17 protein-coding genes are annotated in these 21,057 nt (G+C 54.1%); 6 read left to right on the forward strand and 11 right to left on the reverse strand.

Annotated features, from left to right (window positions below):
• Positions 1 to 37: 37 nt before the first annotated feature.
• From ACWHYZ_RS15905 to ACWHYZ_RS15925, 5 genes are all read right to left on the reverse strand, one after another.
• Positions 38 to 418 carry a beta/gamma crystallin domain-containing protein gene (locus ACWHYZ_RS15905; protein WP_447983660.1) on the reverse strand — a complete coding sequence of 127 codons (381 nt, stop codon included), beginning with the start codon at positions 416 to 418 and terminating at the stop codon, positions 38 to 40.
• 239 nt (positions 419 to 657) lie between these two features.
• The gene (locus tag ACWHYZ_RS15910; protein ID WP_447983661.1) at positions 658 to 1,386 is read right to left on the reverse strand and encodes a tetratricopeptide repeat protein; all 729 of its coding nucleotides are present in this window, start codon (positions 1,384 to 1,386) and stop codon (positions 658 to 660) included.
• A gap of 187 nt (positions 1,387 to 1,573) precedes the next feature.
• Positions 1,574 to 2,581, reverse strand: coding sequence for a response regulator (locus tag ACWHYZ_RS15915; protein ID WP_447983662.1), 1,008 nt, complete (start codon positions 2,579 to 2,581; stop codon positions 1,574 to 1,576).
• On the reverse strand, positions 2,578 to 3,453 hold the full coding sequence (locus ACWHYZ_RS15920; protein ID WP_447983663.1) for a CheR family methyltransferase: 876 nt from the start codon (positions 3,451 to 3,453) through the stop codon (positions 2,578 to 2,580). Before ACWHYZ_RS15920 ends, ACWHYZ_RS15915 begins: the two co-directional genes overlap by 4 nt.
• A 72-nt stretch (positions 3,454 to 3,525) precedes the next feature.
• Complete coding sequence (locus ACWHYZ_RS15925; RefSeq protein ID WP_447983664.1) at positions 3,526 to 9,327, reverse strand: HAMP domain-containing protein; 5,802 nt, start codon at positions 9,325 to 9,327, stop codon at positions 3,526 to 3,528.
• Between the two features lie 227 nt (positions 9,328 to 9,554).
• On the opposite strand from ACWHYZ_RS15925, the gene ACWHYZ_RS15930 reads away from it, so the two are divergent.
• The 4 genes from ACWHYZ_RS15930 (at position 9,555) to ACWHYZ_RS15945 (ending at position 11,832) form a co-directional block, all read left to right on the forward strand.
• Complete coding sequence (locus ACWHYZ_RS15930; RefSeq protein WP_447983665.1) at positions 9,555 to 10,652, forward strand: ATP-binding protein; 1,098 nt, start codon at positions 9,555 to 9,557, stop codon at positions 10,650 to 10,652.
• The gene (locus tag ACWHYZ_RS15935; protein WP_447983666.1) at positions 10,633 to 11,076 is read left to right on the forward strand and encodes a response regulator; all 444 of its coding nucleotides are present in this window, start codon (positions 10,633 to 10,635) and stop codon (positions 11,074 to 11,076) included. Before ACWHYZ_RS15930 ends, ACWHYZ_RS15935 begins: the two co-directional genes overlap by 20 nt.
• 198 nt (positions 11,077 to 11,274) lie before the next feature.
• Positions 11,275 to 11,490 carry a hypothetical protein gene (locus ACWHYZ_RS15940; protein ID WP_447983667.1) on the forward strand — a complete coding sequence of 72 codons (216 nt, stop codon included), beginning with the start codon at positions 11,275 to 11,277 and terminating at the stop codon, positions 11,488 to 11,490.
• A 69-nt stretch (positions 11,491 to 11,559) separates the two neighbouring features.
• A complete protein-coding gene (locus ACWHYZ_RS15945; protein WP_447983668.1) occupies positions 11,560 to 11,832 on the forward strand; it encodes a PepSY domain-containing protein in 273 nt (90 codons plus the stop codon).
• Between the two features lie 335 nt (positions 11,833 to 12,167).
• Here ACWHYZ_RS15945 and ACWHYZ_RS15950 read toward each other — a convergent pair whose 3' ends face one another.
• Entirely contained in the window at positions 12,168 to 12,290 is a 123-nt protein-coding gene (locus tag ACWHYZ_RS15950) for a hypothetical protein (protein ID WP_447983669.1), read from the reverse strand.
• Between the two features lie 209 nt (positions 12,291 to 12,499).
• Between ACWHYZ_RS15950 and ACWHYZ_RS15955 the strand changes: the two genes are divergently transcribed.
• Positions 12,500 to 12,727 (forward strand): hypothetical protein, encoded by a 228-nt coding sequence (locus tag ACWHYZ_RS15955; RefSeq protein ID WP_447983670.1) that lies wholly within the window; start codon positions 12,500 to 12,502, stop codon positions 12,725 to 12,727.
• 693 nt (positions 12,728 to 13,420) lie between these two features.
• Here ACWHYZ_RS15955 and ACWHYZ_RS15960 read toward each other — a convergent pair.
• The gene (locus ACWHYZ_RS15960; RefSeq protein WP_447983671.1) at positions 13,421 to 13,588 is read right to left on the reverse strand and encodes a hypothetical protein; all 168 of its coding nucleotides are present in this window, start codon (positions 13,586 to 13,588) and stop codon (positions 13,421 to 13,423) included.
• A gap of 686 nt (positions 13,589 to 14,274) precedes the next feature.
• On the reverse strand, positions 14,275 to 14,697 hold the full coding sequence (locus ACWHYZ_RS15965) for a CBS domain-containing protein (protein ID WP_447983672.1): 423 nt from the start codon (positions 14,695 to 14,697) through the stop codon (positions 14,275 to 14,277).
• A 411-nt stretch (positions 14,698 to 15,108) separates the two neighbouring features.
• Between ACWHYZ_RS15965 and ACWHYZ_RS15970 the strand changes: the two genes are divergently transcribed.
• Positions 15,109 to 15,210: a hypothetical protein gene (locus ACWHYZ_RS15970; RefSeq protein WP_447987596.1), complete on the forward strand. Its 102-nt coding sequence runs from the start codon at positions 15,109 to 15,111 to the stop codon at positions 15,208 to 15,210.
• Positions 15,211 to 15,887: 677 nt separating this feature from the next.
• On the opposite strand, the gene ACWHYZ_RS15975 is transcribed toward ACWHYZ_RS15970, so the two are convergent.
• The 3 genes from ACWHYZ_RS15975 to ACWHYZ_RS15985 form a co-directional block, all read right to left on the reverse strand.
• Positions 15,888 to 16,553 carry a PEP-CTERM sorting domain-containing protein gene (locus tag ACWHYZ_RS15975; protein ID WP_447983673.1) on the reverse strand — a complete coding sequence of 222 codons (666 nt, stop codon included), beginning with the start codon at positions 16,551 to 16,553 and terminating at the stop codon, positions 15,888 to 15,890.
• A gap of 447 nt (positions 16,554 to 17,000) precedes the next feature.
• A complete protein-coding gene (locus ACWHYZ_RS15980) occupies positions 17,001 to 19,967 on the reverse strand; it encodes a response regulator (RefSeq protein WP_447983674.1) in 2,967 nt (988 codons plus the stop codon).
• A 424-nt stretch (positions 19,968 to 20,391) separates the two neighbouring features.
• Positions 20,392 to 21,045 (reverse strand): MarR family winged helix-turn-helix transcriptional regulator, encoded by a 654-nt coding sequence (locus tag ACWHYZ_RS15985; protein ID WP_447983675.1) that lies wholly within the window; start codon positions 21,043 to 21,045, stop codon positions 20,392 to 20,394.
• Positions 21,046 to 21,057 lie beyond the last annotated feature (12 nt).

Below are 21,057 nucleotides of genomic sequence, written 5' to 3' on the forward strand. Positions count from 1 at the left end.
GTGAGAAAACCCCGCTTCACCGCCGACCGTCACCGGACTAGGAGGAATGGCAACTGACTTTCATCGATTCGATGTCATTCGACATATCCAGCTTGCCGAGGTTCGGCACACGCTGGTTAGAGGTAAACGCGATTTCCGTTCCCTTAAAATCTTTATCCTTGTAGGCTTTGACGGTGGCATTGGGGCCAATAATCACACTTTCGACATCATTATTCCAATCCCGGCCCTTCAGATCTTTCAATGAAGCAAACACTGCTGGGCCCTGAATCAGAAGATGGGGATCGTCCTTATCGTAGTTATCGTCTTCATAGATCTCCACCCAACAGCCCTTATCGACAACCTGAAGTTCCAAATCGGCTGCCTTCACTGAACTGCCAAACGCAAGCACGAGGAATGCGCTGAAAAGTATACGTAGCATCCTAGGCCTCCTTGGTTACCAACTTGTTTCATCCCAAGTTGGTAAGCTGCAAAGGTTGTACCCGTATCGCAAGAACATCTCTGGCCATAAGTTGTTGTCTGATAAGGGGCTGTGTTAGAACGCAGCCGACGGCGGAAAAAATATCTTAAGGATTCGACAGGACGAAGTGTCTATGAGCAGGAGAAGCTGTCTGCGCAGAACGGCGGGTCAGCAATGCGTGGGGTGACAGCTTCAAAGCATTACGGCCGGCGCCTCTCTCTTTCTTCCAGCGAAACAAGAAGCGTTCGACCTTCTGTTTGAAATCGATTTGCGACACCAAGGTGAGGTGCCGTGGTGCCTTCGACCAGGATCTGAAGTTCCAGTCGCGCCGCCGCCACATCGTTTCGTTTCAAGTAGGCTTTGGCCAAATCTAACCGAGCGTGTTCGTATCTGGGATCGGCCTCCACAGCTTGCTTGAGATATCTTAGCGCGGCCTCGACATCCCCGCCGAGTATCCAAGGGAGTTCGTCCAGCATTCGGCCCATCATGTGCAGAGCCGGAGCATGGTCCTTCCGTAACTCCAGCGCTCTGGCCACATGCACCTTCAGCTCTCGCACGGTCAGCGCGGAAGCCGTGAGACCCTTCAATTGAACGGCTCTCCCTAGATTGGCTGCATACAAGTAGTGCGCGTCCGCATTCGTTTCCTGTAGGTCAAGTGCGCGTTTTGCAATCCGGGCGCCTTCGTCAAATGCTGCTTGTTGCCGTGTCGCATCCGTATAGCCTTCCTGGCCCATATTGAGATAGAGCTCGGACAGTTTTACGAGGACAGCGGGATCGGAGGACTCGTGCGCTCGGGCCTTCACAAGACGGTCAAGATCCTCCATGGCTGACCGTGGCGGCGCAGCATGAACCGGCTGGGGAGCACAGGCCAAGACGATCAAGAGTGCGATCGGTATGAGATGACCCACGGGTCCACGCAAGCGATGCATCCGCCCCATCCTTCCTGAGTTCCGGAACGAAGACCTAGGGCTGGATGATGCCAGCCAAGTGTCAAGATCTGGTGAACAGCGAAATGCTTCTTATGGAACGTCATAAAAAACGGGCTGAGCCTGTGAGTGCGCTCGGATAAGATGCAAAGAGAAAACGGACAATGGCGAGTGACCTCAATCTATCAACTCACTGCTTCTTGAGCGCTTTGAGTTCCTTCTCCAACGCGATCATTCTCAGTTCTCGGCCAACCACCACCTCTTCAAACTTTTCGAGGTCCTTGATTTTATCTTGCAGCTCCTCCTTCGACCGTTTCAGATCGCGGAGGACCCGCTGGTACTCGCTCATGTCGCGCAGAATACCGATCGCGCCGATGATCTTTCCATCCGCGCCTCGCCATGCCGACGCGTTGAGAGTCATCGGCGTGACCTTGCCTAAGACGCTCCGCGGGTGCAAGTCGACATTTCTCGATAATCCCTTATTGGTCACGTCCCGTAGCACGCCCGTGAATTGTCCCACGTCATCCTCAGGCAAAAAACGTGAAAGGCAATCGTAGCCCAATCGGTCCGGTTCTAGACCCAGCAACTCACATGCAGCATTGTTCGCTAACAGAATGTTGGCGTCGAGATCCGTGACGAACACCGGATCGGGAGCATGTTTGATCAACGTCTCGGCCGCCTTGCTGCGGACTAACTCATGTTGGGCGCGCTCCAGCTCCAGATTTTTTCGCTCGAGGTCCCTGGTCTTCTTGTAGAGTTCGACGAACACGTTCACCTTGGAGGCAAGGATCTCCGGAACAATGGGTTTGAAAATATAGTCGACGGCTCCATAGGCATAGCCTTTGACTACATCCGCATCATCCTTGTTGTAACTGGTCAGAAAGATGATCGGCACATCGCGCGTTTTCTCGCGAGCGCGAATAAGGCGGGCCGTCTCATAGCCATCGATACCGGTCAGCTTGATATCCAGGAGGATGACGCTGTAGTCGCCATCCAAAAGATGTTTGAGCGCCTCTTCTCCGGATTGCGCCTTGATAACTACTCTATCGTCCCCCGCCAACAGGCTTTCCAAGGCTAAGAGACTTTGCGGGTTATCGTCCACAAGCAAAAGACTCGGCTTGCGTGTAGCGCCGCCATCGGTCTTCCGCGCCTGTTCCATGTTGGTTAACAGATTCGACCCGTCCATGGACGTGTTCATGCATTCCCTTCCCTGTGATCGACATGTGGCTTCATGCTCATCGCATGCTTCGAAGCCTTCCGGTACCATCCGCTGCCGATTTCCTCATATCGCTTTTCATCAGTCGCGAGCTTCGGAAATCGCTCACGTCCCACTCCCAACATGCCGAAGCGGTACAAACTTCGATAAAAGAGCGTCATCACACGGTCTTGAAGCCATGGATTGTACAGGTCCCAAACATGGCGGCACACAATCAATTGAAACTCGTTGAACCCTTCATCGACTGCAACGCTATGGTCGGTAAAAACAACATGCTCGCGAAGGGAGGGCACCATGGCGGCATACTGCCCATCAATCGTGTAATAGTCCGAAAATGTGGACGACCCACCCGCTTGCTGATAATTGGACGCATTCAACGCCATCATGCTGAGCGGGAACAAACCTTGTGCGGCTGTATGAAAGACGGCCTTGTGGATGTCGGTGGCATAGATGCGTGCGCGCGGGAAAAGACCTTCTTCATGCAAGAGGATCGCAAGGGCGTATACCTCCTCTCCTGTTGAACAGGCCGGCTGCCAAATTTGAATGGAGGGGTACGTTTTGAGAATCGGGATCACCGTCGTCCGAAATGCAGCATAAAAGCCGGGATCAGAAAACATGGGGGCCCGTGTGGTCGCCAGACCGACCAGCAGCTCTTCCAGACAACCCGACTGATGGAAGACCTTGTCTTGCAGCTGCGAAATCGTCTCCACGCCTTCCGCATGCACCCGCTCCCATATGCGCCGCTTCAGTGGTCCATCGACATAATCACGAAAATCATATCCGAATCCGTGAAACAGTCCGTCCAGAAGCAAACGCACCTCTGTGTCTTCCACTAACTGATTGGCGATAGCCATGCCTTGAATCCTGGATGCTCAGTCCTCAGTGCCGACAGAGACCGACTCAGTTCTGGAACCTTCGTCCTTCCCCTACCGGTACAACCACACACGCAACAGCGACAGCAACTGATCCGGATCGACCGGCTTGGATAAATAGTCCGAGGCGCCGGCATCGATACACTTTGCGCGGTCCACCTTCATGGCCTTTGCCGTGACGGCAATAATGGGGAGCGAAGCAAATTGAGGCATTTTCCGAATGGCGTGCATGGTTTCGTATCCGTCCATTTCGGGCATCATGATATCCATAAGCACAATATCGAAATCAGGCTCCTGCTTCAACTTTTCAATGCCATCGAATCCGTTTTCCGCATACACCGCCTGCATATGGTGCTGTTCTAGAATGCTCGTCAGCGCAAAGATATTCCGAATGTCGTCATCGACAATCAAGATTTTTTTGCCCGCCAAAATCGGATCCGACTGCCGCGACCGATCCAACAACTGCCGCTGTGAAGTTCCGAGCGTGTCGGGCGACCGGTGGAGAAATAGAGCCGTCTCATCTAACAGCCGCTCCGGCGATTTAACGTCCTTGATAATGATGGCCTCGGTCATCTTGACGAGTTCATTCTCTTCCTCGTGGGTCAACTCCTTTCCCGTATAGACGATAATGGGAAGATTCGCCAATCCAAGTTCTGTGTGAATTCGTTCGATCAAGTTCTTTCCATCCATATCAGGCAGCCGCAGGTCCAGAACCATGCAGTCGAATCGTGCCTGCTTGAGCGCATCGAGCGCCTCTTCACCACTCCCGACGGATGTGGCTTGTACATCACCGCCCCCGATCAGTTCCATCATGCTCTGTCGCTGGTCGGCATTATCTTCCACGATCAACAGGTTTTTGGCCGGACGCTCGATGAACGCAATCATCTCATCAAACGCTTTTTCTAACCATTCCCGGCTAACCGGTTTACTCAGGTATCCGAACGCGCCGAGTCGCAGACCCCGCTGCCGTGCTTCCTCGACGGAAATAATATGCACGGGAATGTGGCGGGTGATGGGGTCGTGCTTTAATCGATCCAGAATCGTCCACCCATCCTTGTCCGGCAAGCAAAGGTCCAGCGTGATGGCCGACGGCTTGAAACGACGCGCCAGCCCCAGGCCGGCTTCGCCGTTGCCTGCCACCAGGCCCTTAAATCCCTTCTCCCGCGCCAGTTCCAACAGGATGTTGGCAAAAGGCGCATCATCTTCCACGATGAGCAACACACGATCGTTGGCATGAATAGTCCCGCGATCGTCGGCAACCTCGGCCGGCACGTCCACATCCACGTATTCGAGTGCCGGCTCGACTGGGAGCGTGACAGTCCGCGGTTCTGCGCTGCGCGTGGCCAGGACTGGAGCCGACGGACGCGGCACCACCGTGCTCGAACTGTAGACTCTCGGCAGAAAGAACGTAAATGTACTCCCTTGCCCCGGGGTACTGCTTACCGTAATCTCACCGCCCAGCAGGCGCGCAATTTCCCGGCTGATAGACAGGCCCAACCCGGTCCCTCCATATTTCCGGCTGGTCGTCCCATCTGCCTGTTGGAAGGCCTCGAAGATAATCCGCTGCTTGTCCGGAGAGATCCCGATTCCCGTATCCGTGACGGAAAATGCGAGGACACAATCGGCCTGGTTCAGCCCGATGTGATCCCTGTTCCATCCCGTCACAACCTTTTCGATGTGCAAGACGACCTTCCCATGGTCGGTGAACTTGATCGCATTCGAGAGGAGATTCTTCAAGACCTGCTGCAAGCGCATGCCGTCGGTTTGGATCGCCGACGGCAAGCCGGCAACCCGCTCGATCTCGAATGACAACCCTTTATTTTGTGCCACTTCACGAAACGTGCGATCGACATAATCGGTCAACTCGGCGAATCCTACCGGGCTGATCGACACGCCCATGGTCCCGGATTCAATTTTCGCGAGATCCAGGATGTCATTGATGAGAGCTAAGAGGTCGCTGCCCGAGGCGTAAATGGTCTGGGCAAATTCCACCTGTTTAGGCGTCAGTGTCTCTTCACGGTTGTCCGACAAGAGTTTCGATAGAATCAACAGGCTATTTAACGGCGTGCGCAGCTCGTGCGACATGTTGGCCAAGAATTCCGACTTGTATTTGGACGATAGGGCCAATTGAGCAGCCTTTTCTTCCAGGGCCAATCGAGCTTCCTCCACTTCTCGATTCTTGGTTTCCACCTGGGTATTTTGGTTCGCCAGCAAATTAGCTTTTTCTTCCAACTGCTCGTTGGTCCGGCGCAACTCTTCTTGCTGTTGTCGCAACAGTTCTTCGGACTTCCGTAAGGTTTCCGCCTGACGTTCCAGGCGTTCATTCGTCGTTTTCAACTCGTGCTGCTGCGCTTGTAATTCCGCCGTCAGGGCTTGCGACTGTTTCAGAAGGTCTTCCGTTCTCATATTCGCCGCGATCGTGTTTAAGACGATTCCGATCGTTTGCTTGAGTTGGTCCAGGAACGTGACGTGAATATCGCTGTACCGATTGAACGAGGCCAACTCGATGACCGCCTTGACCTCTTCCTCGAAGAGAATCGGAAGCACCAAAATATTATATGGGGTCGCGGATCCGAGCCCCGAACTGATTTGAATGTACTCCGGTGGCACGTTGGTGACGACGATGCGCTCCTTTTCGAGCGCACATTGCCCGACAAGACCTTCCCCGGCCTTGAAGACATTCGACATGCCCTTGCGGGTGCGGAACGCATAGCCGCCGAGCAACTTCAAGACCGGCTCTCCTTCGACAGGATCATTGATGTAGAAGACGCCTTGTTGAGCATTCACGAGCGGGACTAATTCCGACAAGATCAGATTGGCCACCGTCGTCAAATTCTTCTGACCTTGCAGCTTGTTCGTGAACTCGGCCAGGTTCGTTTTCAACCAGTCCTGTTCCATGTTTTTCTGGGTCGTGTCTTTCAGATTGCGGATCATCTCATTGATGTTGTCCTTCAACGATGCGACCTCACCAAGCGCTTCCACGTTAATGGACCGCGTCAGGTCGCCCTTCGTCACGGCCGTCGCTACTTCCGCAATGGCGCGTACCTGATTGGTTAGGTTCGCCGCCAACTGGTTCACGTTATCCGTGAGATCCTTCCACAGTCCGGCTGCACCCGGCACGCTGGCCTGCCCGCCGAGTTTGCCTTCCGTTCCCACCTCGCGGGCGACGGTGGTTACCTGGTCGGCAAAGGTCGCCAGCGTATCAATCATTTCGTTAATCGTATCGGCGAGCGCCGCGATCTCACCTTTCGTTTCCACCGTCAGTTTGCGTTTCAAGTCGCCATTGGCCACCGCGGTCACGATTCTCGCGATACCTCGAACCTGGCTGGTCAGGTTACTCGCCATCGAGTTGACATTGTCCGTCAAATCCTTCCAGACACCGCCGACGCCTTTCACTTCCGCCTGCCCGCCGAGTTTCCCTTCCGTGCCGACCTCACGGGCGACACGTGTGACCTCCGAGGCGAATGAGTTCAATTGGTCCACCATCGTATTGATGGTGTTTTTCAACTCTAAGATTTCCCCCTTCACATCCACCGTGATTTTCTTCGACAGGTCGCCGTTCGCCACGGCCGTCGTCACCTGCGCGATGTTGCGCACCTGACTGGTTAAGTTACTCGCCATGAAATTCACGTTGTCGGTCAGATCTTTCCAGACTCCGCCGACGCCCCGTACGACGGCCTGCGCCCCCAGCTTCCCTTCCGTGCCGACGTCGCGGGCGACACGCGTGACTTCCGATGCGAAAGAATTTAATTGGTCCACCATGACGTTGAGCGTATTCTTCAACTCGAGAATTTCCCCCTTCACGTCCACCGTGATTTTCTTCGACAGGTCGCCGTTCGCCACTGCGGTCGCGACTTGTGCAATGTTGCGCACTTGGTTCGTCAGGTTGTTCGCCATCAAGTTCACATTGTCGGTGAGGTCCTTCCACGTTCCACCGACGCCTTTCACATCTGCCTGACCGCCGAGTTTCCCTTCCGTACCGACTTCGCGCGCGACACGCGTAACTTCCGACGCGAACGAGTTCAACTGATCGACCATGACGTTGATCGTGTTTTTTAACTCGAGAATCTCACCCTTCACGTCCACGGTGATTTTCTTCGAGAGGTCGCCGTTCGCCACCGCCGTCGTCACCTGCGCGATGTTGCGCACCTGACTGGTTAAGTTACTCGCCATCAAGTTGACGTTGTCGGTCAGGTCCTTCCAGGTCCCCGCCACACCTTTCACGTCGGCCTGGCCGCCGAGTTTACCTTCAGTGCCGACGTCGCGCGCGACGCGCGTGACTTCCGACGCGAACGAGTTTAATTGGTCCACCATCGTATTAATGGTGTTTTTCAACTCCAAAATTTCGCCCTTCACATCCACGGTGATTTTCTTCGACAAGTCGCCGTTCGCCACCGCCGTCGTCACCTGCGCGATGTTGCGCACTTGACTGGTCAAGTTACCGGCCATCCAGTTGACGTTGTCGGTGAGATCCTTCCACGTGCCGGCCACGCCTCGCACTTCCGCCTGACCACCCAACTTGCCTTCGGTACCGACCTCTCTGGCCACCCGGATCACTTCAGACGCGAAGGAGTTGAGCTGATCCACCATGATATTGATCGTATTCTTCAACTCGAGAATCTCACCTTTTACTTCGACGGTGATTTTCTTCGACAGGTCGCCGTTGGCCACCGCGGTCGCGACCTGCGCAATATTCCGGACCTGGCCCGTAAGATTGCTCGCCATATAGTTCACGCTGTCCGTCAAATCCTTCCAGGTACCACCGACGCCTCGCACATACGCCTGCGCACCGAGCTTCCCTTCTGTGCCCACTTCACGGGCGACACGCGTGACCTCCGAGGCAAAGGAGTTGAGCTGGTCCACCATCGTATTAATCGTGTTTTTTAGCTCTAAGATTTCGCCCCTGACTTCCACGGTGATCTTCTTTGAGAGGTCGCCGTTCGCCACCGCCGTGGTCACCTGCGCGATGTTTCGCACCTGGTTCGTCAGATTGTTTGCCATAAGATTGACGTTGTCGGTGAGATCTTTCCATACGCCGCCCACCCCTCGCACGACGGCCTGTGCGCCCAATTTTCCTTCCGTCCCGACGTCACGGGCCACGCGCGTAACCTCAGATGCAAACGAGTTCAACTGGTCCACCATGATATTGATCGTATTCTTCAGCTCGAGAATCTCACCGCGCACATCTACCGTGATTTTCTTCGACAGGTCGCCGTTCGCGACGGCGGTCGTCACCTGTGCAATGTTTCGCACCTGGTTCGTCAGGTTATTAGCCATGAGATTGACGTTGTCGGTGAGGTCTTTCCACGTTCCGGCGACGCCTTTCACCTCTGCTTGTCCGCCCAGCTTGCCTTCCGTACCCACTTCGCGGGCGACACGTGTCACCTCGGACGCAAACGAATTAAGCTGGTCCACCATTGTATTAACCAGCTTAGCAGTTCTCAAAAATTCGCCCTTAATGGGGCGTCCTTCGGTTTCCAACGGAATGGATTGTGTCAGATCGCCTTTTGCGACAGACCCGATCACGCGCGTCACCTCGGCAGTCGGCCGCACGAGGTCACTAATTAGAGAGTTCACGGAATCGACGCATGTCCCCCATGATCCCGTCACATTGCCGATTGAGGCGCGTGCGCCGATCTTCCCTTCCTTGCCGACGACCTTGCTGAGGCGCTGCAGATCTTTGGTGAGGCGCTCGTTCTGCTCGATGATTTCATTCAAGATGGAGGCGATTTCACCGGCGATCCCCGACCGATTGAGCCGCATACGGACACCGAACTCGCCCTTCCGAAAGGACTTCAGCGTACTGAGGAGAGTTTCGCTGAAGACCGATTCATCCGTACGTTCTTTGACCTGCATGCAAGCCTCCTTTAACCCTTTTGAGAATGTCTGATTCGGACACAGGTTGGGTAAGGCGATCTACTGAAAATCCAGGGTAGTAAAATAATCGAGGTAGGAGAAAATGGAAAGCAGAAAATAGGGCGTTGACGTGTAGTCGTAACACCTACATTTGCCTACAAACTCACAAAGACATGCCGTGGCGACCTACGCACATTTACAGTGGAAACCTGTAAAAGGTTACCTGAATGAGATGGTTAGGTTTTTCAGTTCCCATTGCTCGTTTTAAAACCCGCTTTCAGCGATTCGGATTTGCCTTCGCGATCACGGCGCTGTGTTTGGCCCTCACACTGGTATTGAGTAGTGTCACTCATCGCGGCGTGTTCCAAGTCGTCGTGGTAGCGGTGGCATTAAGTGCCTGGTACGGCGGGCTCTATCCCGGCCTCTTTTCAGCCGGACTCGCCGCAGCAGGTATCGCGTTTGCTGTCCTTGCGCCGCAATATTCACTGGTTGTCACGAAATGGGAAGATCTTCTGCAGCTCATTGTATTCGCGCTTGTGTCCGTCACTATCAGCAGCCTCAGTGAAGCTCGGCATCGCACTGAGCGCCTACTCCAAACCCGAACGACAGAATTGGAGGAGGCGAACCAAGAACTGGAAGCCTTCTCGTATTCAGTCTCGCACGATCTCCGGTGGCCCCTGCGGGCCATCGACGGCTACTCACGGATTCTGATCGATGAATACGAATCCCGTCTCGACCTCAAAGCCCAACGCTACCTGCATTTGATGCGCAGCAGCACACAGCACATGGATCGATTGGTGGAAGATTTGTTAGCGTTTTCCAAATTGGCACGTCAACCTCTCAGGAAGGAGTCTGTCGATCCCGCTGACCTCGCTCGACTCGCACTTGTGGAATTGGAGTCGCAGAGGGAAGGTCGGTCGGTGGACATTGCCATCGGAACGCTCCCATCGACCCCGGCCGATCCGGCGCTGCTCAAGCAGGTTTTCGTGAATCTCTTGCACAATGCACTGAAATTCACACGGACGCGCCCCCGCGCCGCCATTCATATCGGATATCAAGAGCAAGCCATCGGAGGCATCGGTGCATATTATGTCCAAGACAATGGTATCGGCTTCGATATGAAATATGTCGACAAGGCGTTCGGCGTCTTCCAACGGCTTCACCGACCTGAAGAATATGAGGGCACCGGAGTGGGACTCGCGATCGTCCAACGAATCATTTCACGCCACGGGGGAAAGGTATGGGCTCAAACGGATGTCGACAAGGGAGCCACGTTTTACTTCACCTTACAAGGAGACAAGCAGCATGACGCGGGAACCGATTGATATCCTCCTCATCGAAGACAATGCCTCAGATGCTGAGCTGACAGTGCACGCCTTTCAGAAACATAGCAAGGCAAAGCGGATTCATATTGTACGCGACGGGGCCGAGGCCCTCGATTTTTTTCACTGTACAGGCACGTATGCCGGCCGCAATGAACAGATTCTGCCAAAATTGATTCTCTTGGACTTAAAGTTGCCGCTTATCGAGGGACAGTATGTGTTGCGCCAAATTCGGGCCAATGCCACAGCACGCCATGTTCCCATCGTTGTGCTGACCTCCTCACGAGAAGCACGGGATATTTATCAGTGCTACCAGTTAGGCATCAGCAGCTACATCGTCAAGCCGGTCAACTTCGATGAATTTACGGAAGCCGCGAAAGTCATCGCCAAATATTGGCTGGAGCTCAATCAGCCGTTATCGAATTAGTGGGTCGAACGGACGCAAAGTAAGGCTTTGGCCTACTCACTATACCCTCCAAAGACTTTTCGTCCGTCAGGTCCGCCGACAGGAGACCGGAGCTTCATCCGATAGGATTTTCACACACAATCCCTTATTCAGGAAGCATAAGATTGGCCGCAAGATTCGCACAGGCATTGGGGCAATAGTGGATTGTCCTCTACAGGCATGACGGCCACCCTCTTGGCATGGTGGTTTCTCTTATGGTCGCCGGGCGGTGGAAGCCAACCGACGATCGTCGGACCGTTTGATTCGGCCGCGGGCTGTGAGTCGGTGCGGTCGTGGTCGGTCCAGGCCACTCATGTCACCTCTCAACCGGTAGCCGTGTCCCCCTGTTGGAGCGGTCCATTTAATGCCGCCCAAAAGCCCGAGGCGTTGAAATGATCGTTGACCACGGTTCATGAGCTACCGTGTTCAAGAGATGTATCGTGCGATCCAACCAGAGGAGGTCGTATGCGATCTACAGCTGTCCTGCTCATATTCGCGTTTGTAGCGTTGACCGCGTGCGCCAGTCAAGAAACGATGGCGAAGAATGCACGGATCTCGATGCAGCAAGCCGTACGAACCGCCGAAGCATCCGTTCCCGGTGCAAAGGCGAAAGAGACCCATCTTGAAACCGAAGGCGGGCGTACTGTGTACGAGGTTGAGTTGGTAGATAACAGCAATAACTCCAGAACCGTCTGGGTGGATGCGCAGAACGGACGCATCGTGAAAACTGACAAATAATTTAATGACAGGGGATACCGCGAGAGAGCGGCGGTGATCCTGCCCTCCTACTCATGTCATGAGCCGTTGACTTCTCTTTCCTCGTCCAGTGACCGCAGGCCTTTGTGTAGGGTGCAAAGGGAGCCGCGTCCGAACAGAACACCACTCCCTTTGAGGCATCAATCGCACGGCCCACACAAGCTGCCGGTGCCTTGGTACTAAGGTCGTATGACGAAGGTCCGATTGTGCTGAACATATAAACAATTGCATGATGTGCCACACGAGAGCAGTTACTAGATTGATCGGAGGGAGACAGAGTGAGGACATTAGGTCGGCAACGATTGAGGGTAAGCACGCTAGAAGAAGGACTCGTTGCCTTCGAACAGGTCCTCCCGTTGGCCGATGCCGGCGTCCGTACCCTCCTGCTCGGCATTCGCGATGCCGTCATCCGGACTAGGACCGAGTTGGATAGTATCCACATCTCATCCCTTCCCTTCGCGAACGGCGTTCAGCCCATCTGCTTCGACTGCGGTGACAAGAATCTTGAGGTCGTGTACACCTCGAAACGCGACCACTGCCAATTATGTACTCCATGTTTCAAGCGACGAGAAAAGCGGGGAGCAGCTCGTGTTGACAGCCGAACGGCGGAGGAAGCCGTCGTATCGTCCACGGGTCTAAGTACACTTCTATGAAACGCGTTCAAAATTGCAGTCAGCAGCTGACGGATGAAGACCTGGAGCAACTCCTTCCGACATTGCTGCTTCACTTAGTCGATCGATGCGGGGGAGAAGTCGTCTTCTCCTCGACGGACGTCCAATCTATACAATCATGCCTGAACCAGAAAATGATTCAGATGATGGTCGGCGACGATATCCGGCTGCGAATCATCACGCGCCCGCCGGAATTGCAGCCATAAATGGACTCACGCAGCCGATTAGAGAAGAAAATACAACACAGGCAGAAGTAGGCCAACCCATGCCAATAGACCGAACACCACACCGGTTATCATTCCGTAGGCAACTTCTAAATCCCGTGGAACGGGAGCAGGGGATTGAACAAACGTGGCCCCGCAAGTCCACTCACCGGCTGGCGACCCAGCTTCCGACCGGGTGTAAGTTCTGAGTAACGGCAGGACTCGGGTGGCAACATGAGCCATCGGAGACTCCTTTCCCCGGTCAAAGCCGGGGGCTCGGCGTTTATCTGATCCGCCCGTATCCAGAAAGACGACAGATAGTGGAACTGACTAGCATGGAGAGGGCTTGCATATAGACTCTCGTTCTAAAATGATTCATGTGTATTCCTTCAGACGATGCGTTGAACTAACAGGCGGAAGGCTGGTGTGGGACCGGCGCCGCTCTTGGCAAAGCGCTTGATGCGTGATCGCCAGCCAGCAATCCGAACACTGCCAAAAAACACCGGTATGTTGGAGACTCGATTGGCTACAGCGAGGGCACATAGTCGGCCTCACAGACATGTTGCTGTAAGATTTATCCTACTCCTTGAGTAGGATTTTGAATAGTTGATAGGACTAACTAGATATCGTAATGTAGGCATGCAGTACGAATGGAATATCGAAGACGGGGGAAAACAGTGGAGCCAGCTCTTACAGCTATCTCAGACCACTCAGAATCCCAACCAGTATCGCCTTTCGCTCTTTGAGATCTTCTCGAAACTCCTGATTCTCGGTATCGGCAATCTCAGCACCAAGATCCGACACCGTGCTCTGAAGTGCCCACGCCAGTATCTCTTGCTCATTTATTTCTAAGGCTAGTTGCATGACAAGCCGCCGTTGTGACCCCTTCGATCCCCTGCCGAAACGGGCGATTTATTGTACCGATGTACCGAATTTTTGGCCACGATGGTCACGCTGTGGTTGATCTGGCGCCATGGCAATCTGACGGAAACTGAAGGATTACCCTGATCATCACAAGGTATGAAGTCTTAATTCATCAGAGCCTATCGCGCCCCTGAGATCGCTCACGCACTTGGAAAGTGGATCTCTACCGACTTAGACACTTTTTTTTCACCAGGCATGTGCGATTACCACTAAAGAGAAGTTCAAAGATCTCTTCACGGACTCCGAGGTCGGCCCCAGACCACCATTTGTGAAATCTATATGGCCTGGATGTCTATGTGGATGGATCACTCAGCGAGAATGAACAGATCGTCCTTCAAGCGGGAACGCATTCTGAAGCGATCAGGATGGGATACGCTGACTTTGCACACCTCGTCCGTCCGAGGGTGGCAGAGTTCCATCAATCGCCTCTCAGTGGGTGGTGACACCTAGCAGAGCAAAAGTCTGCACGAGACCGTCTGAGGTGCAGCCTGGGGCTTGCGAAGCCGCGCCCTGTGGAACGTACCCGCAGATTGAGTAGCGCAGGACCCATACTTGTTGGCAGATGAGATCGAATGGCCACGCGGTCTGTCTTGTCGCTGCAATGGCGTCCTCGCTCCTGTTGTCTCTCATGACGTGATATATTTTTCGAGATGTCCAATCAGTTCCTCCTTCTCGTCTATCATGAGCGTGACCAAGTCACGGAGGGAAACGATTCCAAGGAACTCGTCGCCATCGAAGACTAGAAGATGTCGGCATCGATGCTCTTTCATGAGATTCAAACAATAGCCAGCGGTATCCCTAGGACTCACTTTGATAATGTCTTGTGACATCACGTCTTTTATCTTTGCCGTTTCGGGATCTTTCCTCTTTCCCACTACCCTCATCATCAGGTCCCGCTCTGTGAAAATTCCGCTAATCCTAGATGAACTGGTAACGACTACTGAGCCGACGAATTCCTGTGTCATTAATACGGCCGCCTCCAAACAAGATCGATTCTCATCGATCATTGCTACTTTTCGTACAATGTTCCATTCGATGTATCTCGCCATGGCTTCCTCCCTTCCCTTCGAATTGATACATTTTTATAACCTTCTCATGTGGCTCCTTGTCGTCAGGGAAAGCACCTTAAAATATACTCCTTCCTTGAAGCAGGCGGAGGTCCAGGGGACCATCCGTTACGGCCCACCGCACCGAAGCGGAGGAACTCACGCGTGGCACCCAAGGAGCAGGATTTTTACGACGTGCGGCGGCGTTCGTCGCGAAGACGTCCCGATGACATATCGCGCGATCCACGAGAACGACCGCCGCTATCCGATCCGGCTCCTGTGTCGCGCGCTCTCGGTCTCGTCCCTACGCCTGGCGTAATCGCCTGAGAGTCAGCGGAATGCCTCAATCGTCCGCTCGTCGCGGATATCCGAGCGATCCACCGGGAGAGTCGTCACACCCAGGGCAGCCCGCAAATCTGGCACACGTTCATGCAGCTGATGCATCGGATTAGTGAACATCGCGTGGCCCGGCTCATGATTGCGCACGGGCTGCGTGCCAGAATGGTGGGAAAATAGCGAGCCCCACCGAGTCGAGTCACCGATTCCCCGTCGCGCACCACACGCTCAATCGCCAATTCACCATCGAGCGCCCTAACCGGTCGCGGGCATGGGTTATTAGCTACATCTGGGCCGCGGAAGGCGGCTCTCTCTCACGGTACTGCTCGATCTTTCCTCACGGGCCGTGATCGGCTGGGCCATGGGCCCTCGGCTAACGGGCGCGCTACCCCAGCAGGCACCGACGATGGCCGTCCAACATCGCACCCCCCGGCCGGGGTCGTCCACTACTGCGATCGACAGCAGCTCCTCTCTCAGCCGGGCATGGTCGCCAGCATGTCGCGCCGGGAAATTGCTGGGACAACGCTGCGTCGAAAATTTCTTCGGCACGCTCAAACGTGAGTTACTCAATCATGGCCAGTATCGAACATAGGACGAAGCGAAACGTGAGGTCTTCGAGTACATCGAGGTGTTTTATAATCGGCTGCGCCGCACTCCACACTCGGCTACTATTCCCCCGCCCCCTTCGAGGCGAGGACGGCTGTGGTTTAACCAGGTGTCCACGGAATCGGGGAAAGCTCACTTGACCCGTCCAACCGCTTACAAGTGTCCACATTTGGAGTTCTCGGCACTGCTGGGAATGCGGCGGTTAACCGAGGTCATGAAAGCGGTCACCTTCACGAGGATAATGATTCCGGCTAACAAAGAGAAATACGGCACCAAGCGTTATAGCCGCCTAATAGAACAAGACCGGAAAGGAGCAGCAACCACGTCGAGGGCTCTGGGTTGGCAATGGACCGTTGCGATTCAAGATCGTTTATTCGCAAGTAATTTATGTTCGCTCGCCGGTCTCCAGTTAATACTAATGTCGCATTCGAACCAGAGGGAACTCCAATTCGATTAAAGCTAGGCTGATCTGTTGATAGGATCCATGCTGAAACATGGCCATCGACTTGAAGTCCAGCGAGAATCTGAATCTTGTCTTCGTCACTCGGGAAGCCTGTAATAGTTAGTGTGTCAAGTTCCGAATCTCTAAATCCATTCAGAAGAATACCCGTATTCACGCCTTCCAGCATTAATGTCAGCTTGCCAAAGTCCCGGTCGCCAACAGCGGAATCGCCATCTAAAAGCGTAAGCGTAATGGACACACGATCAACACTTCGGAGAGACCTGTAATCTTGCCCGACAAAATCGAAGCCTGGCTCATTGACCACTGCCAGTGGCGCATTCCCGATTGATTGATCAATACCACTTTGGGCCACTGAGCTGGCAATACTAAACGGAACTGCTTGAGCTGCTAGAGGAGACATTAGAGTGGTCCATACGGAAATGACGACGGTTAGTCGCCTAATTCCTAATCTCATGCTCATCTCCTTTCGTTGTACTTATGATGAGTTGGAGGAATACACCAGCAGGTTCAATGCCACCCGGCCTCCCCTGCCGGCTTCCTGTTTTTTGGGCCTAGGAGCTCTACTGGTTCGTGAAAAGCGCAGTCTTTCTATCTAGGCATGGTGCATCTGAATTTGTCACGCTGTCCCAACGGTCCCATAAAAGACTGTGCTGCAACCCTACGCGCTTACCCTTTGGCTCTATTTATCTGACTGTAATCATTCCCGTCACACCTCCCCCCCAAACCTCAGTGTCCCGTTCACTACGATCACGTTACGACTGCAAGGGGACGCTCTTTAGTAGACGTTCCTAAAACCAAGCCATGACAAGAAATCCAGCAAATTGAGAAGAGCAAACGATGCTTAGCCGTGAAAGGACTGATGTCCGACGAAAATGACGAACGCAGAGCGAGGGGGGTTGCTTCAGGACGCCGCTGGCTTTGAAGCCGGTCTGGCAAACTCGTCAATGGCAGTCAGCAGCGTGCTTTTCTTAATAGGCTTGGTGAGATGCGCCAGGCATCCGACCGCGATGCTTTTCTCGACATCGCCTGCGAGCGCGTTGGCAGACAGGGCGACAACGGGCGTCTCCTGTTCCTGCTGTGCCTGCTGCCACTCCAGGATGGCTTTGGTCGCCGTATACCCGTCCATCACCGGCATCTGAATATCCATCAGTATCAGATCGTATCGCGTCGCCTGACATTTCTGGACGGCGACAAGACCGTTCTCCGCGATCTCGACGTTATGTGCTGTGGAATTGAGATAGGCTTGAATCAGCCGACGATTGTCGGCGCTATCCTCGACGAGCAGGATCTTAAGCGCTGGCCCTGTCGCCGCCATGCTGGGGGCTGCGACCTCCCTGCGCCGTGTTCTGCCGATCGCAATTGAAATCGCCTTACGCAGCTCCGCGCGGCGGATCGGCTTGACCAGATATCCTCCCAGCCCTAGTTGGTAGGACCGTGCAATGTCGGTACTCCGCGGGTCTGACGTCAGCATCACAACCGTCATGTCGGCAAGGCTCGATTCTTCACAAAACTTTTCGATCACCCCGAAGCCGTCCAGATCCGGCATCCGACAGTCCAACAGGACCAAGTCATATGGGACACCTCTCTTCTTGCCAGATTGAAGTTCTGTGACGGCTGCAACACCGCCCGATGCTTCCACGACAATAGCCCCCCAAGCAGTCAGGGCTTCTCTCAGAAGTAAGCGATTGGTGGGACTATCATCGACCACCAGTGTCCTCATCCTTTGGATCTCGACTTTGGGAAGCACCTCCTGTTCTATGGGCTCGGCTTGGATCCCAAACCATGCCGTAAATGAAAACGTCGTCCCCCGCCCCACCTCACTTTCAACCCAGATATCCCCGCCCAACAGATGAACGAGATGTTTTGAGATCGCTAGGCCTAAGCCGGTGCCCCCGTATTGTCGGGTAATGGATGAATCTGCCTGCGTGAATTGCATGAAGATCACATCGAGCTTCTCCGGGGGAATACCGATCCCGGTGTCCGTGATGCTAAAACGCAGTTGTCCGATCCGAGGCGCTTCAGGATCATTAATGACACGCAGCGTCACCTCTCCCTGTTCTGTAAACTTGATGGCATTGCCGATCAGATTCAGCAATACCTGGCGAAGGCGGTTCGGGTCCCCCACAAGATTGGTGACGACGTCTGGTGCGATGAAGCAGGCCAGCTCTAAATTCTTTTCCTGCGCTCGGAGCGCCATCATTTCCAAGGTCTTGTCGACAGCGTCATGAAGATTGAACTTAATCTCTTCAAGCTGAAGACATCCTGCTTCGACCTTGGACAGATCCAGAATGTCATTAATGAGATTCAGCAGCGTGTTTCCCGCTCGTCGAAAAATGCCGACATATTCCTGTTGCTCGCGATTCAAGGGCGTCTCACACAGTAAATCCGCCATTCCAATGATGGCGTTCATAGGCGTCCGGATTTCATGGCTCATGTTGGCGAGAAATTCGCTTTTTGCCCGGCTCGCCGCCTCTGCCGTTTCCTTTGCACGGACGAGTTCAAGTTCTGCGCGCTTTCGCCCGGCGATGTCCTGTACCTGCACAATGAAATACCGTGGCGCGTAACCCGGCTCCCGGAAGAGTGATACACTCAAGAGCACCCAAATAATATATCCCTGTTTATGGATGTAGCGCTTCTCCATGTGATAGGTTCGGCGCTCGCCGGTGAGCATTTGGCGGACATGCGCCAGATCTGACTCCAGATCTTCTGGATGCGTAATGGCCTGAAAGTTCGTTTTCAGCAGCTCATCTTCTGGATATCCCAGCAGGTCACATAAGGCCTGATTCACCTGTAACCAGCCTCCGTCAAGACTTACGAGTGCCATTCCGATCGATGCGTCCCGGAAGGCGTTGCTGAATCGTTCCTGACTCTCACGCAAAGCGTCTTCCGTTTGGAGACGCTCACGGATTTGCGCCTCGAGCGCCCGGTTTGCCTCCGCCAACTCCGACGTCCTCGTTTGAACGCGCACTTCTAAGTCCTCGTGTCCCAGCCGCAGCGCTTCCTCGACCCGCTTGTATTCCGATCGGCTCGCTGCAAGAGTCAGAATCATAAGGGTCACCACCCCGAGAAACATTTGCAAAAACAAGAGTGAGTCATTCGGTGATTCCCTGATAAAGGGGCCGCCACCATGAAGCGTCCCCCAGATGGAGATTCCCGCCAGCAACAAGACGACGGTCACAGTATCGCGGGGGCCGAACCGTAAGGCCGCCCACACCAGGGTTGGCACGAGCAAAAAGGTGAACGGATACGATTTAATCTCAAAGGGCAGGATGCCTCCGAAAACAAGGTGAGCCATGATAAGGAGTGAAAAGAGGACACCGATAAGTTCGACTGCTTTCAACCGCCCCCATTCAAAGGCGGGATTGAGCCACCACAGTACGAGCACGGGCGTAATAATTAGTGCTCCTCCTGCATCTCCCAGCAACCACGTTAGCCATGTTTGGCTGGAGTCAGCCCAGTGTACGGAGCCGGTAAGCGACAAGCTGGCCACCCCTACCGTCGCGCTAACGGTGCTCATTAAACCCGTGACGAGCGCGAATTTGAAAATATCGCCGGGACGATCGAATGCCGACATTCCATTCGCAAATCGGTTGACGCAATAAGCGCCCAGCAGTCCTTCCAGCATATTGCCGGTTGCGATTCCGAGGGAAGATAGAACCGATCCGGTCGTGGTCACATTGACGAGGAAGGCCCCAACGAAGAGAGCCGGCCATACCCGTAAACCCCATATAAGTAACGCTGCAAGTGCGACTCCTGCAGGAGGCCAAACAGCACTAGCACTAGGATTAATGAAAGCAAAGCCGAGTCCAAGCTTGCCGACGAAGAAGTACACTGCAGTGACGGTCAGGAGCTGACTCAGATAGACCATTCAGCGGCAATCCTTTCGTTCATCCTGGCTATCTCCAATGTTACCTCTAATCACCGAAAGACGCCATTTATAGAGGGAGAACTATCGGATGCCTGCACCGTGATGATTTTAGACCCCGTGCATTTACGTAGACGACAAATGACCTTATGGCTGTTGGCCTTTCGACAACGGTCTACAGGCTTTCTCAGTCGCGATTGGTATAAATTCCGGCGTGTGCTCCGCTTTATGCTCGAGGATTAACCTAGGTGATGCGCGGTGACCGGGTCGAATCAAAGATGGAGAGAAACAGATAGAGGGTTCTGCAAGCCGAGATGCCTGCGTGGCCACGCACGGAGAATCGTCGCCGGGAAATGCAGGTGTTACGAAGCAGGTGTCACTGGGGGCGACAACATACGGGAGGCGGTGAATTCTGAAATCGTCGAGATCACAGGCCCTTCATGAAGCGTTCCCAGGTGAGATCGCGATCTTTTTTCTCCGCTACCTGATGTTCCGAACATTCGATACGAAGCAGGCGATCGCCAAAGGGTGCATTGACCAGGCTGCAATGATGTGGGCGTTCCTTATCAGCGTGTGCATGGGGAGAGAAGAACTGGCAGTTGACGCACATTTTGGCAATGGGGATGTCGCCCTGCTCCTGAAGCGTACGGATCATCTTAATTAAGGCGCGGAGCAACGACTCCTGTTCGGTGGGGGGAAGAACCTCGGCCGCCGCCGCTAGAAAATCAGGCCATCCCGCCGCCACATCCGCTTTGCGACGTCCCTTCGGGGTCAGGGTGACCATCACCGTTCGCGCATCCGCTCTGGATCGCTGTTTCTTGATGAGATCGCGTTGCTCAAGTACGCGGAGGACCTCAGAGGCCGTAGGAAGAGCAACAGCCAACTCTTCGCCGATTTCAGAAACAGTGGCCGTACACTTCGGCCGCAAACGCAAAATGGTGAGCGTCTGCGCCTGCAACGGGGTAATACGGCGCACTCCGGCTTCTTTCCATGCTCGACTTTTGATGGCCAGACCGATCTTGCCTAGCCCCGTGGCGACACGTCGTGTTAATGACTCGGTCTGGGTCTCAAGTACGTTCATGTCTTTCACCTC

It is taken from the genome of Nitrospira sp. Nam74 (assembly GCF_965152615.1).

Coding starts and splice junctions, on each gene's coding strand:
- ACWHYZ_RS15955 (WP_447983670.1), top strand. CDS start 12,500: ATGAAACGCGTTCAAAATTGCAGTCAGCAGCTGACGGATGAAGACCTG.
- ACWHYZ_RS15985 (WP_447983675.1), bottom strand. CDS start 21,045: ATGAACGTACTTGAGACCCAGACCGAGTCATTAACACGACGTGTCGCC.
- ACWHYZ_RS15980 (WP_447983674.1), bottom strand. CDS start 19,967: ATGGTCTATCTGAGTCAGCTCCTGACCGTCACTGCAGTGTACTTCTTC.
- ACWHYZ_RS15960 (WP_447983671.1), bottom strand. CDS start 13,588: ATGCAACTAGCCTTAGAAATAAATGAGCAAGAGATACTGGCGTGGGCA.
- ACWHYZ_RS15935 (WP_447983666.1), top strand. CDS start 10,633: ATGACGCGGGAACCGATTGATATCCTCCTCATCGAAGACAATGCCTCA.
- ACWHYZ_RS15965 (WP_447983672.1), bottom strand. CDS start 14,697: ATGGCGAGATACATCGAATGGAACATTGTACGAAAAGTAGCAATGATC.
- ACWHYZ_RS15930 (WP_447983665.1), top strand. CDS start 9,555: ATGAGATGGTTAGGTTTTTCAGTTCCCATTGCTCGTTTTAAAACCCGC.
- ACWHYZ_RS15945 (WP_447983668.1), top strand. CDS start 11,560: ATGCGATCTACAGCTGTCCTGCTCATATTCGCGTTTGTAGCGTTGACC.
- ACWHYZ_RS15905 (WP_447983660.1), bottom strand. CDS start 418: ATGCTACGTATACTTTTCAGCGCATTCCTCGTGCTTGCGTTTGGCAGT.
- ACWHYZ_RS15975 (WP_447983673.1), bottom strand. CDS start 16,553: ATGAGATTAGGAATTAGGCGACTAACCGTCGTCATTTCCGTATGGACC.
- ACWHYZ_RS15920 (WP_447983663.1), bottom strand. CDS start 3,453: ATGGCTATCGCCAATCAGTTAGTGGAAGACACAGAGGTGCGTTTGCTT.
- ACWHYZ_RS15915 (WP_447983662.1), bottom strand. CDS start 2,581: ATGAACACGTCCATGGACGGGTCGAATCTGTTAACCAACATGGAACAG.
- ACWHYZ_RS15925 (WP_447983664.1), bottom strand. CDS start 9,327: ATGCAGGTCAAAGAACGTACGGATGAATCGGTCTTCAGCGAAACTCTC.
- ACWHYZ_RS15910 (WP_447983661.1), bottom strand. CDS start 1,386: ATGCATCGCTTGCGTGGACCCGTGGGTCATCTCATACCGATCGCACTC.
- ACWHYZ_RS15940 (WP_447983667.1), top strand. CDS start 11,275: ATGACGGCCACCCTCTTGGCATGGTGGTTTCTCTTATGGTCGCCGGGC.